Genomic DNA, 13,674 nt, shown 5'->3' on the forward strand with positions numbered 1-13,674 from the left:
ACAATATGTCCGTTTTCAGCCACAAAGATTTTAATGACCATGAGCAAGTAATATATTGTCATGATGCCAGTGTGGGCCTACATGCCATAATCGCCATTCATAATACCGCCTTAGGGCCTGCGGCGGGAGGATGCCGCATGTATCCCTACGAAACCTATGACGATGCACTTACAGATGTACTTCGTCTCTCAGAAGGTATGAGCTATAAAAATGCCATAGCAGGACTGCCATTGGGCGGCGGCAAATGTGTTATTATTGCCGACCCCAACACGCCTAACAAAAAGCAATTGTTACGGGCGTTCTCAAAACATGTTCAGCATTTAAACGGAAGGTATTGGACCGCTATTGACGTAGGCGTAGGTCCTGAAGATGCAGATGTATTAGCTGAGAATTGCGATTTTATATTTGCCAGGGCAAGCCAATACCCTACTGGTTTCAACCCCTCTTTGTTTACCGCTTTTGGTGGATTTACAGGCATCAGAGCCGCGGCAATGCACTTATGGAACTCTACTGATCTATCACATAAAAAGGTCGCTATTCAAGGGTTAGGAGCCACAGGAAGAGAATTATCCCGACTTTTGCATGAGGCAGGTGCACAATTAGTGGTGGCAGATGTAAATCAAGAAGCGGTGGATTTTGTTGTGAAAGCCTATGGAGCAATGGCCATTTCCCCTAAAGAAATACATGCTGCCAAAGTAGATATTTTTGCTCCCTGTGCTATGGGTGCCATTATCAATGATGCTACTATCAATGAAATAAAGGCCAAAGCCATTTGCGGACTTGCCAATAATCAATTGGCTACCGCTGCACACGGAAAACAACTTATGGAATTGGGAATTACCTATGTACCTGATTATGTAATTAATGCCGGTGGAATGATGGGTGCGGGATCTAGAATATTCTCAAAACCTACAATGGAAGACTCCAAAGAACGGGTTTCGGGTTTATACGATATCATCTTAAACCTTTTGCAAAAAGCGAAAAACGAAAAACGACCGACTTCCGAAGTAGCGGACGAAATTGCCAAAGACCGGATGAACCAAGCTAAGACCAACACAAATAAATAAAAACCTATGGCTACCTATGTAATTGCAATGATGACTATTCACGATTTTGAAACCTATCGAAAATATACCGATAGAACCCCTAAAACAGTGGAGAAATACGGGGGTAAATTCCTAACGCGTGGAGAAGCGGTTTCTACGGTAGAAGGAACACCGTACAATGATAGGATGGTAATTTTAGAGTTTCCCAATAGAAAGAGCGTAGACGACTGGTTTGCGGACCCTGAATACCAAGAGGCCGTAAAATACCGTCATGCTTCTTCTACAATGAATATGCTTTTGGTGCAGGATGGTGGAGAAAACACCTTAAACCCCGACCCTAAAATTTAGGGTTTTAAGGTTCGCTTTTAGTAAGTTGATATCAGCTTAATCTACTTTTAGCACCTTTTCGGTGTGTACGGTAAACTTAGCAACATTTCGTACGGAAACCACATACATTCCTGCAGATAAACTACTCATATCAAAAGGATAAGAAGCCTCACTTGTAGTAATACTTTTAACCTGTTTTCCGTTCATATCGGTGATTTGAATGACTGATTCTGAAACCATTCCCTCAATATTAAGAATGTCAGAAGTGGGGTTCGGATACATGGTTACCTCTACATGTTCCAAGATTTCATTTTCGGAAACACTGCCATTGGTATTATAAACGGCCACAACTGGTGGTCTTGAGTAGGTACCTTGTTCCATGTCGCCACTTTGTATCGTCAAATAGAGGTTTCCGGTGCTGGGGTCAAAACTACCGCCACCAATACCTTTATTTCCTGTTTCTTGAAAAGGGGACTCAAAAAAGCCATGATCATAGGGCATTACTTCATACGCTTTTAACGTTCCGTTTTTTACGGCCATTAAATCGTTCATATCCCACAGCCAGTAGTATTGATACCTATCACTAGCCACAGGAGGGCAATATCCGCCACATAGTTTACCATTATCTTGGGTACACTTGTAGCATACGCCACTTTCGTGCCCGCCACTATTGCCTAGGGTCAAATACGTTCGGGTTCCGGGTACGATAAAACCATAAGTGGCCCTGGATAGGTGCGTCCAGATATTGTTGGTTTTAGATTCGTTGCTCAAATCCTTGTTCAAGGGGTTGGATAAACTAAAGTCTAACAAAGTAGTGGTTTCTATGGATGTTACCGCGTTCAAAGCATCACTCATTTCAAAGGAAAATGCAGACGGCCCCACACTGGCCCTTGATATAATGGGGATTCCACTGGACTGACCCGTAATATGTGAACCTTCTAACGCTTCTTTCCACTCTTCCGGTACTGGGGAAATCCATCCAGAAGTATGGCCGGCACCGCCTTTAAAACTATAATAACCACTAACCGGTGAAGTTTCAATGGCATTGGCATCCTCAATGATTACCGTAGTCATGGTATTATCTGCCGGTGCATCATAATATTCATAACCGTTCACGATTAGTTTGGCCTGTCCGCCATGGTTTACATAATACATCCCTCCTACACTATTAATTTTCTGAGGGTTTCCGTCATTTGTTTTCGTTAGTACGGAACTAAAAACCTGAATGGGCGTTTCTACCATATTCAATTCTGAAAGGGTTTCACTCTTTACGATTTCTGGAATCACATATTCCGCTATGGCTTGATGGTGCGAATGACCAACAATATAAAGGGAATGGTTTTCATAATTATAGGCAATGGGTCCTTGATTGTAGTTGAGGTTGGAAACACCATTGGAATGTGAACTGATACGAAATGCACCTTCATAGGTCAATTGCGGCATTGAAAATAAAGGAAGTTCTTCTGGACTTTGACCGAATATTGGGAAAACGGACATGACTAGGAACATCCAAACAATGGATAAAAACTTCATGGTAGGTTATTTTTTGGGGACTATATTTCAATTTACGTACGTGCTTCAACAAAGCTTTAATCTAACGCAAACTTCAAGCAAATGTTGCTGTATGAATTTGATTTTGAATATAGTTTAGAAGGGTTTTATTATGTTTTCCGTTACCATAGTTTTTATGATAATCTCCAAAATAAGCTACAGGATTCTCATGCTGCTAGAAAAGTAGTTCATCATCCTCATCACCACCCGGTAATTCCAATGCTTTAACCGATTGTATGGCGTTACCGGCAATCCCTTTTATAGATCCGTACATATCTATGGTATTCGTAACCACTTTCTCAATTTGCTTTTCACGTTGTTTCCAGATACGCTGCATGGAGCGTTTCTCGCTCTCTAAATCGGTTTTCATCTGGGTAAAACCTTCTACAATGGCCTCCACTTGCATGCGAAACGTATTTCCCGTTAGAAAGGTGTATAGCATATCCATTTTGTCTCCTTTGTTTTCTTGGGAACTAATGGCCGTATCCAGTTTAACAATAGTTTCTCTTAAAACGGCGCAAAGGCCTTTGAATTCGTCATAATTACATATCCATATGCCATCTCTTAATCCCATTCTGTCCATACCGGAGGGCATAACCTCAGTAACCAAAACACCAATAGTAGCGCCTCTATCCCTTATATCCGCTTTGAACTTTTCTATCCACGTGGGCTGAAAATCTTTGGTACGTTTACTCTCATAGTATATGGAACCGCAATTTTGGGCCGCACGGGTATTTACAACCTGAATACAATCTCCGCCTCTGGCACCTTTCTTGATTTCTTCTATACTGTCTAACGGAAATTGCGCCGCCAACCATTCTTCAATGGCCAGCTCTTGCACTTCGCCTTGCAATTGCATAGAACCCTGCTCCTGCTTACGTTTCATTTCCTCGGTAAGCTTCTTCTGGTCTTCTAATTGCTTTTGCATTTCTTTAAAACGCAATTCATTTTTGTCCTCTTCGGATTTTTTGATTTTCTCTTTCTCTGCGATAAGAATCTCGTTCAATTTCTTTTGAGATTCTGCTTCTGCAATCTCTTTAAGCTCGGATTTTTCGCGTTTTAGCTTTTCAATTTCGGCCTTGGTTCTGTTGAGTTCTTTTATTTGCTCAGATTTCTCGTTCAGTTCTTTTTGCAAAGCATCAAACTGATCTGATTGTTCTTCTTTTAATTTGAGTTTAAGTTTAGATTCTATCTCTTTCTTGCCCTCTTTTAATTGATTCTCTAAACGTTCTTGAAAAAGCTCGTTTTCTTGCTTCTTCTTCTCTAGAAACTCCGCTTTTTCTCGTCTCAGCTTCTCCTGCTCAAATTCATAACGTTTCTTCTCTACTGCTATTTGAGACTGATATTTTTGTTTGATTTCTTCTTCAAGTTGATGCGCCAAAATATCTTGTACATCTATTGATGTGCCACAGTTTGGGCATTTTATTTGAGTATCTTCTTTCATGTATTCTTGTTAATTCTCTAAATATTCGCTTTTATGTACCTTCATAAACACTACTATCTTCTCTTGACTCATCTTCTTTATAGTATACTATCCATAAATTGTGTCATAAATCAAGAGTATTTTATTCTCTTAAATTTTCCTTCTCCAAAAGTGTTGACAATAAAAAAGCCGTGATATTTTTTAATCCGGGTTATTGAAAAATAATTTTAATAGTTTTCTACAATTATAAAGTTGAAGCTAAATTGAATACAAGCAACTTCTTAACATAGCTTATTCCTCACAAATTAGAATCTTCTGATTGAAATAAAAGATCATATCTATTATTACTCATCGGAAATATTGTTTTCAATATCATCAGCTTTTTTTAGATTTAATGCTGATGCTACTTCTATCATTCTTTCATCCTTTTTATGTTTCTCAGAATCATATCTTAATTGAAGCTCTCCTATGGCCGTATCTCTATGTTCCTTAGAAAGGTGAATAACTGGCAACAACAAATTTTTATTATCTAAAAATGAATTGAAATTTTTATCTGACTTTATCAGAGGAATAATTATTTTGAGCGTGCTCTCTTCCGCTCTTGTAGTGAGATTTCCATAATAAATTAGACCTTTGACAAAAAATTCAAGCTCACCTTCTTCAAGTTCTCCTCTTTGATTAATAAATATATCTCTGACACTTGTAAAAGTACTCTTCAACTTATTAGTATTCAGATTGTCTAGTAATTTATTTAGGAAATCAATTTCAGTTATTCCTTCATTCTCCGAAGCAATATCTTTGATATAATCATCGTATGAACTATAAAATGCATCAGAAAAAGATTGAATGAGGTTATTTTCAAATAAAGCCTTGAATATTTTAAAATCAATATTGTGGGTTTGCAAAGACTTAAGAATATCTTCCTTTAATAAACCATCAAAGTATTTAAGAGATTCTTGAGCAATCAAATCTATTAATATAATTTCCGAGTAATTCAAATATTTAAAAAATCCTTTCGCAATTTGATTAACATCTATATCAAATAACTTATGCATTACACTTAGCTTTTCAATAAAAAATTTGACCGACTCTCTCTTATTGTCAAAAACCTTTAAAGCTATTTTATCAAATTCTTTAAGAGACCAGTTAACGTCTAAAACGAAGTCTCTTTCAATGTCTAATGTTAATTCCAAAGCTATTTTCTTTAATTGAGGAATTTCACTTGCAACTTTATTAGAAACTAACAATACCAACAAATCTTGAAAGCTAAAATACCATTCTATTTTGTTTGAGATTTTTGTAATCTGTTCATCCGTTAAACCAAGTAAAAGATTATTGAAGGTATACGAATTAGAATGCGAAACCTGAAAATTGGAAATTGCTATACAAAGGCCTTCAATAAATATATCATCAGATTCCAATTTTTCAGATGAAATTTGACTAAAAAAATCATCTGATAATTCTAGTTGCAAAGGTTTCACTGAGAGACTTTTCAATATTTGTAAGCTTTTGTCTAGTTGATCTTTATCAGCTTCTCCTAAAGACTTGAATTTTGTCGTGATAATATCGTTGATATCCGATAAATCGTAATCCTCCTTTATTATTTTTAGATTATCCAACTCTTCATAAACATCATTTACAACTAAGTTATCTTTAGGTGTAAAGAACCGACTATACAGCTCTTCTTTTGTACATTTTATTAGGTATTTTTTGTAATCATATTTTGCTATTGCAATAAACTTTAAGTATGAATCTACATTAAGATTTACTTGATTAATTAACGATGTAAATTTAATATCTATCTTCTCATCATTTATGAATTTCTCAATTTCTAATAATTGAGAATAATACTTGTCCTGTCCCTCTAACGGATTAATACCCTCTTCTAACTCCTTAATTAGCCTAACCAGGATAGCTCTACAATTTTCTTTATTAGTGTTTTTTAGTATCGCTTTGTGATTATCATTAAATTCTTTAAACTCATCTACGATATCCACTGACACTATCTTTTTTGCAAAATCAGACCAATATAAATGTTTGCGCTCATTAGAAAATTTTTCCGAAACAACTTCTAATATCTTAGCTAGCCCGTTTATTTTATCAACAATTTCAATACTAAAATATGCTTTATGAAAATAACTATCAAAAGCAGTATGGCCTAAATAATTTTGCATTTTGTCCACATCCCCTGCCCTCAAAATCATCTGTAATTCTCTAAGTAAAAGTACTTCGTTTGCAAGCTTCTTATTAACGCCAAATGTCAAAGCTGATATGGATTCATCTAATTCAGCCACATCTTCAAATTGATTAACCGCGCCTTTTAAATATTTACGAGATAGAATTTCATCATTAGGATTTTTTAAAATTTCAATTTTCACTAAAATGAATAATGCCAAATATCTTAATTTAATTTCTCCCTTTGTAATCTCAGTTTCCCATTGAAGATACAGAGCTGTTAAATCATTTACATAATTTATTATTTGTCTTGGTTTTATTGTTTCAGCTGAAACTAATATATCAAAGAGTTTAATAATATATTCTTTCTCTTTTTTGGTGATTATATCTTTACCGAAAGCATCAGAAATGGATTCTTGTAAAAATGCTTCCCATTGTGTTACTACTGGTGGTGTCACTCGGAAGTTAATAGCAAATGTTTTTTGAATAAATCCATTACCACCAAAGTGTTCGTTTAATTTAGCTTTGTCATAGGGTACAATAATCCAAGAGTCTACAGAATCATTATCGTCAGCAAAAAAAGTATGAATGGATGACCAAAGAGATTTAACTTTATCTTTTTCCAGTCGGTCAATATTATCGAAAACAATTACTAGTTTTTTGTGGTTGTGAGTTATACCGCGTTCAATTTTAGAAAAGTAATCTCTAAATTTTTTAACCGAAGGTTCTTCTTCTAATATGTTTTCCACCTCTTCCGTATCAATTTCTTGACCACTAAACCAATAGAATATTTTACCTAATGTATCCCATTTACTTTCTCTTTTTCGATTCTCTTTTTCCTCATTTTCTGCCCTTAATCGGCAATAATCTTTAGCTCCAAGACAAATCGCCCATATTAAAAATATTATAGGAAGTAAATAAATAGCTAATACGGGTTTCCAAAAAGAGCCAAAATTAAACTGAGGTAGTAGGTCATTGTTCAAAACAAGGACATTATCATATACGCTAGATAAACCTGTCAATAATAAAACTGAAATAGTTAGCAAAACCCAATATGACTTAGTTTTGGGAAATTTTTGTTTACGCGTTGTAGAAGTTTTAGAAAGTAGCTGATTTTCTAATTTTGACCACCTGTCCGTATCGGTTAGAAAAGATGCATCAAAAAGTTGACTGATTAGTTGTTCTAAAAATGACTTTCTTGTTAAATCTTCCTGATTACCCCAAGAATCAAAAATAAACATATAATAATCTGTACCAAGTTGCTCTTCAATAATTTTTATGATATTTGATTTGCCCGAGCCCCATTCTCCTTCCAGTCCTATTACTCTCTTTTCTAGAATTTCAGATTTTATGGTTTGAGTAATTATTTTTGCTGTTTTTTTGTGAGAGCCACCAGCCATCTTGTCTTTGCCTGAAGGTTTTCCTGATAGGAAAATGGGGTATTTTGGTTTGGTCATTCTTAATAGTATTATTTTAATAACTAATAATTACGGAAACATTTGTAATGATAAATCTACAATTATTAGTAAAAATTTAATTACAGATATGTATAATTAAGGTGTAAATTAGTCTTGAAAATCATTATTAATAGCAGGTAATGCACATAATATTGTTATTTTTATGTTGATCATTACGTGTATTATAAATGTATACTTTAAAACCTTAAAAATAAATATCTTCTGCAGCTTCAAGTGGTTATAATTACACCTTTGTCTCCCAAGTAACCCATCTATCCATCCCATCTCGATACCATCTATCGCCAGAAATAAATAACAAATCATTATTTCTTTCCACTTCAAATTCTACAGGTTGGTTATAGATTTTTCCAGTTTTCCAAGCCTCAAAACATTGGAGGAGCAAGTCTATCTGAGCATCTTTGGTCAAATCCATATCTAGCGCATAGAGTTGTTTTATAAGCGGTACGGCTTCGGTAGAGAGCTTATCATCAAAATGAATAAGTGGCGATAACCGTATGATGCTTTTGTTCAAATCTTTGCCCGTTGTGGCCTTAAAGAACATCATGGCCATATAATTGGCGGTATCTGGCGGTTGGTATAAAATGGTCTTGGCTTGGTTAAAAACCGTTTCCATAAAGAAGCTTACCTGAGGTTTGAATTTATGAAAAGCCCATTTCTTTCTTCGGTGTTGCTGGGTGTCTAGCTTCCAATTCCAAAACGTCTCTTTATTATCCGAAGACATTAGCGGGTTACTGGTACCAAGGGAAACAATTTGTATGTCCTTTAAGTCCACTTTTAGTTTATAGGCCTCAATAATACCCGCTAGAATAGGATTATTGAAACCGCCAAGGGCGCCATCCCAAAGTTCAAAAAACACCCCGCTTTCCTGTGCTTTAAACCGTGCCGGAAAATCAAAATACTGCACGGGAGCATTGGAAGAACCGTTAATGGCCTGTGTAAGCCGCACGGAATCATAGCGCGAAGGCGTTAAGGCGTAGGATTTAAAAAACTTAGCGCGGTTGTTTAACGCATCATAGGTACAAACTACAATTTTTAAGGATTCTTTGCCAATGATTTTTGGCAGTTCGTTCATCTGCACCTTATCTACTTCTGGAAACAAATGTTCAAAAGCTTCCATTTTCTTGGTAGCACTATATTTTGGTCCAAATCCAATACCGAAAAACCGTAAATAATCTACCGGAAAAAAGCGGTCCCAAAAGGCATTCTTACAAAAAATGCGTTCTCGGTTTTCTTTCTCCTTGAACAGGCTAATGGCTTTATCAATGGAATAATTCTCTGCCAAGGCCGCCAAAACAATACTACCACCGGAATTGGCGATTACCATGTCAAACTTGCGCAGCACCTCATGACCGTTCATATTCCCGTAGCGGTCCCTAAGGGTAAGCAATTGAATTATGGCCCAACTACCGCCACCGTCTAACGATAAAATTTTATACATCTTGTTATTCAGAATTCAGGAAAACACTGCTTTGTAGTCACTAAATATATTAAAATTTAATAAGTAATCGGTTACAGAAAAGCGTAATAGAAAGCAAGAATTGGCGTAAGCGCCCGCGTGCCTGCAAAACAATTTTACGTTCTTTAAAACTACGAGGCCGCTTTTTTAAAATCTTGCTTTTCACATGCCTTTCAAACCCTAAAAAACCAATATCTTCGCGCCCGCTATGTGGATGTATCTTGGGCTTCTGGCCGCTTTATTCTTAGGGTTTCACAACCTACTCAAAAAACACGCCGTTCAGGGCAACGAGGTTTTTCCGGTGCTTTTGGGCACCATTTCTTCGGGTTTCTTATTGCTGCTGCCGTGTTACTTGGGTTCCCTTTGGTTTCCCGCTAAGATGTTGGACTTACAACTCTTCGTTACCGATATTCCCTTAAAGACCCACGGATACATTTTTATAAAGTCCGCTATTATGGCGGCCTCATGGCTATTGGCCTATCAGGCGCTAAAACACCTGCCCATTACCATTGTGACGCCCATACGGTCTGCCGGTCCGTTTTTTACTTTTATCGGCGCGATTACCATTTACCAAGAAAAGCCCAACGGCTGGCAGTGGATAGGGTTCTTTCTCATTATCTTTTCGGTGCTGCTGTATTCCAGAATCGGTAAAAAAGAAGGCATTCATTTTAAAAGCAACAAATGGATATTCGCTATTATCGGCGCTACTTTTTTAGGGGCTTCCAGCGGACTGTACGATAAATTCCTCATTCAGAGTCTTACCTTGAACCCGCAGACGCTGCAATTCTGGTTTTGTTTCTATACCATTCTTATTCTATTGGTAATCCTGAGCATCACCTGGTTTCCGAATGCGGAGAAGCGCAAGGCGTTCAAGTGGCGTTGGTCCATTCCTCTAGTGGGTATGCTCCTGCAAATAGCGGATTACTTTTATTTTAAGGCCCTGCAAGACCCTGATGCGTTGATCATGCTGCTTTCCGCCATTAAACGCAGCCAGATTATCATTGCCGTAGTGGTAGGCGGACTCATCTTTAAAGAACAGAACAAACGCAAGAAGTTGGTGCCGTTGGCCGGTATTTTAATCGGTGTGTTTTTGATTTTGTATTCGTAGGGGTTATAAAGAGACTATAACATTCCATATATAAATACCGTTGTGATATATAATCATCATCAAGATATTGGTTTTTCTTTATGGCTAACAACATCAATAAAAAAGGATCACAAGTTTTAAAAGTAATTCTCACGCTCCTTTTTATGTTTCTATTTTTCTTCACCCCTTTTACCGTTCTTAATTTAAAGGAAAAGTTTGTTTACCTCAATCATAAAAACGAGTTTACCAAACTAAAGGTTAGAGTAGATTCTATTCAGCCAATTGTTGGTACTTCTATTGGAGGAAGTTCTACTTTGTATGGTTACGACGTTCACTATAACAATCCTAAAGAAAAAGTTAGTTTGGACTCACCGGAAGGAGATATTTTTATTTGGAAACAGGATAAAGATGATTATAGACATTTCTTTAAAATCTATGATGCTACGCCATTCTATCTACCCATGAACGATTCTATTTGGGTTTGGCATCACAAAAATATACCCGACAGATACGCAATAGAAAATGAGCCCAGCCTTGATACTTCGGGTTTTATATTACAGATTATTTTGAATATCGTAATGCTCATATTAGTGCTGTGGGGTGTTACATGGCAAATTAATCAGTGGATTCAAATAAAAAGGAGGCGATAATCAGTGTCAAGCTGATAACTATTTGATGTAGAACCAATGCCAAGAAATAGAATTCAAGCAAGTTTGGTGCTACCTACCATAATTCACAGATACCCTCAAAATAAGTTCCCGTACAAATTTCACTTTCCCCAGTAGTTGTACCTATCTTTGCATACGTAACCGGTTTCTTTAAAAACCACAATTTTAGTAAATTTAGCATATGCCATTTAGAAAATTACACCCGCACTTATTAGAAAATTTAGAGCGTTTGGAAATAGAAACGCCAACGCCATTTCAAAAAAGTAGCATTCCCGTAATTAAAAGTGGTATCAATGTCTTTGCTTTTGCTAAAAAAGGAAGCGGAAAAACCACCGCGTTAATCCTGACTACTTTACAGAAGTTAAAATGCGAAGCCGTTGGCGATGCGCCAAGAGCCGTAGTTCTTGTAGAAAATAAAGAAAGAGTGCTAGAACTCTACAATGCTTTTGCCGAATACACCAAATACAGTACGGTACGACTTTATGCCAGTTATGAGCAACTGCATATAGACGTTCAGAAGTCCGAAATATACATGGGCGTAGATGTGTTGATCACTACACCTAAAACACTTCACAACTTGTTTTTGACCAACGGCGTGAGTATTTCCGAACTGAAAATCATCAGTGTAGACGATGCAGAATTCCTTTCCAACAAAAAGGAGTCTACAGGCCTTATTGCAATGGCAGCCAGTATAAAGAAGAGTCAGTTTGTACTTTATGCCGAAAAACCACATCCACAATTGGAGCGTCTAAAGAGTCATTTTATGGAGCACTCTAGAACTGTAAAAGCATAATTGTAAGCTTATTACCAAGAAATAGGGAAGTAATCCTTTAGGAATTTTCCACACCAGTGTTTTCCGGTATTGATACCGTCAAAAAGCGGGTCCACTACCCTTGCGGCACCATCTACAATATCTAACGGTGGTTGAAAATCGTGTACTTCCTGTTTTCTTTTGGCCAGTTCTGCAGGGTCCTCATCCGTTACCCAGCCGGTATCCACCGCGTTCATGTAAATGCCATATTTGGCCAAATCACCAGAAGCGGTATGCGTAAGCATATTCAAGGCCGCCTTAGCCATATTGGTATGCGGATGGCGCGATTCTTTAAAAAACCGATGGAATTTACCCTCCATAGCCGTAACATTAATGATATGTTTTTGCCCCGTATTTTCCTTTTTCATGACTTCTGAAAGTCGGTTGCACAGTACAAAAGGCGCCACGGAATTTACAAGCTGTACTTCCACCATTTCTGTAGTTTCAATCGCACCTAGTTTTAGGCGCCAGCTGTTGGTTTTACGTAAATCTACTTGTTGTAAATCTGCATCCAGTTGACTCTCCGGAAATACTTCTTGGGTAACCAGACTTGCATCAAAACTATACGGAATCTGAGATAATTTTGCAGAAGACCTTAGCCCAATACCAGGTTCTGGACCGTGCCATGATACTGGCATATTCTTATTGGAGGATGCAGTGGTAGTCAAAGTTGTTAATTCATCCAAACAACTCATATGATCTTTAAGTACCCCTTGGGCATATTCTGGCAAGGACTCAATAGGACGTTCTTCATTCTGCATTAAATGCGCATAGAACCCTGCAGGACGGCGAACCGTTTGTGCAGCATTGTTAATGAGAATATCTAATTTCTCATAATTCTGCTCAATGTAATTACAGAAAATCTCCACACTAGGAATATGTCGTAAATCCAGTCCATGAATTTTTAGGCGGTGACCCCATTCCGTGAAATCTTCCTCTTTGGAAAAACGCAAAGCGGAATCTACAGGAAAACGAGTGGTAGCAATAACGGTGGCACCACCACGCAATAACATCAAAGAAATATGATATCCAATTTTAAGACGTGAACCGGTAATAACGGCCACTTGGCCTTTTACATCAGCATTTTGAAAGCGTTTGGCATAATTAAGGTCTCCACATTCCGTACACATGGTATCATAAAAATGGTGCAGTTTAGTGAATTTGGTCTTACATACGTAACAATCCCTAGGCGATTCCAGTTCCTTAGTTTGCTTTTGGGCCAGATCAGCAGCAGCCAATAATTTAGGCGCTACAAATACTGAAGCCTCACGCGCATACCGAATTCCGGTTTCATTACGTGCACTTCTATCTTTTGCGGCTTGTTTACGTTTTGCGGCTTTTTTGGCATCTTTCTTTCTACGGGAAAATTCTTCACGACTTGGACGGGACAATTGTCCGGATACCTTTATTAAGGCCGTACGTTGTTCTTTGGGAATTTCAAATATCTGATTGGTGTCCGCTACCAATCGCTCTAGAACAGCAATGGCTTGTTTTACCTCGTCTAAAGAAACCTCCTGGTTATCATCCAATTCTTCACTCTTCATACTGCCTATTTTTATCCGTAGTAAACCACGACCCGATCACATTTTATGCCGCGCGAAATTACACCTTTATTCGCTTTGCATTATGCAAATCTCTCGTTTTATTTCAAT

General features: G+C 37.4%; 10 protein-coding genes. 5 read left to right on the forward strand and 5 right to left on the reverse strand.

Annotated features, from left to right (window positions below; all coding sequences use genetic code 11):
* The first annotated feature begins 5 nt into the window (after positions 1–5).
* Both IWC72_RS16535 and IWC72_RS16540 read left to right on the forward strand, forming a co-directional pair.
* Complete coding sequence (locus tag IWC72_RS16535) at positions 6–1,067, forward strand: Glu/Leu/Phe/Val dehydrogenase (protein WP_194530526.1); 1,062 nt, start codon at positions 6–8, stop codon at positions 1,065–1,067.
* A gap of 6 nt (positions 1,068–1,073) precedes the next feature.
* Positions 1,074–1,394, forward strand: a complete 321-nt coding sequence (locus tag IWC72_RS16540; protein ID WP_194530527.1) for a DUF1330 domain-containing protein — start codon at positions 1,074–1,076, stop codon at positions 1,392–1,394.
* A 36-nt stretch (positions 1,395–1,430) separates the two neighbouring features.
* On the opposite strand, the gene IWC72_RS16545 is transcribed toward IWC72_RS16540, so the two are convergent.
* The 4 genes from IWC72_RS16545 to IWC72_RS16560 form a co-directional block, all read right to left on the reverse strand.
* A complete protein-coding gene (locus IWC72_RS16545) occupies positions 1,431–2,906 on the reverse strand; it encodes a T9SS type A sorting domain-containing protein (protein ID WP_194530528.1) in 1,476 nt (491 codons plus the stop codon).
* 193 nt (positions 2,907–3,099) lie between these two features.
* Positions 3,100–4,368 carry a DUF2130 domain-containing protein gene (locus IWC72_RS16550; RefSeq protein ID WP_194530529.1) on the reverse strand — a complete coding sequence of 423 codons (1,269 nt, stop codon included), beginning with the start codon at positions 4,366–4,368 and terminating at the stop codon, positions 3,100–3,102.
* A 323-nt stretch (positions 4,369–4,691) separates the two neighbouring features.
* Positions 4,692–7,979, reverse strand: coding sequence for a P-loop NTPase fold protein (locus tag IWC72_RS16555; RefSeq protein WP_194530530.1), 3,288 nt, complete (start codon positions 7,977–7,979; stop codon positions 4,692–4,694).
* 244 nt (positions 7,980–8,223) lie between these two features.
* Positions 8,224–9,438 (reverse strand): patatin-like phospholipase family protein, encoded by a 1,215-nt coding sequence (locus IWC72_RS16560; RefSeq protein WP_194530531.1) that lies wholly within the window; start codon positions 9,436–9,438, stop codon positions 8,224–8,226.
* A 226-nt stretch (positions 9,439–9,664) separates the two neighbouring features.
* On the opposite strand from IWC72_RS16560, the gene IWC72_RS16565 reads away from it, so the two are divergent.
* The 3 genes from IWC72_RS16565 to IWC72_RS16575 all read left to right on the forward strand — a co-directional run bounded on the left by IWC72_RS16565 (position 9,665) and on the right by IWC72_RS16575 (position 12,004).
* Positions 9,665–10,564 carry an EamA family transporter gene (locus tag IWC72_RS16565; protein WP_194530532.1) on the forward strand — a complete coding sequence of 300 codons (900 nt, stop codon included), beginning with the start codon at positions 9,665–9,667 and terminating at the stop codon, positions 10,562–10,564.
* A 143-nt stretch (positions 10,565–10,707) separates the two neighbouring features.
* The gene (locus IWC72_RS16570) at positions 10,708–11,193 is read left to right on the forward strand and encodes a hypothetical protein (protein WP_194530533.1); all 486 of its coding nucleotides are present in this window, start codon (positions 10,708–10,710) and stop codon (positions 11,191–11,193) included.
* A gap of 199 nt (positions 11,194–11,392) precedes the next feature.
* Positions 11,393–12,004: a DEAD/DEAH box helicase gene (locus tag IWC72_RS16575; RefSeq protein ID WP_194530534.1), complete on the forward strand. Its 612-nt coding sequence runs from the start codon at positions 11,393–11,395 to the stop codon at positions 12,002–12,004.
* 11 nt (positions 12,005–12,015) lie between these two features.
* Here IWC72_RS16575 and IWC72_RS16580 read toward each other — a convergent pair whose 3' ends face one another.
* Complete coding sequence (locus tag IWC72_RS16580) at positions 12,016–13,566, reverse strand: SDR family oxidoreductase (protein WP_194530535.1); 1,551 nt, start codon at positions 13,564–13,566, stop codon at positions 12,016–12,018.
* Between the last annotated feature and the right edge of the window lie 108 nt (positions 13,567–13,674).

The organism is Zobellia roscoffensis (assembly GCF_015330165.1).
GTDB classification, from domain to species: domain Bacteria; phylum Bacteroidota; class Bacteroidia; order Flavobacteriales; family Flavobacteriaceae; genus Zobellia; species Zobellia roscoffensis.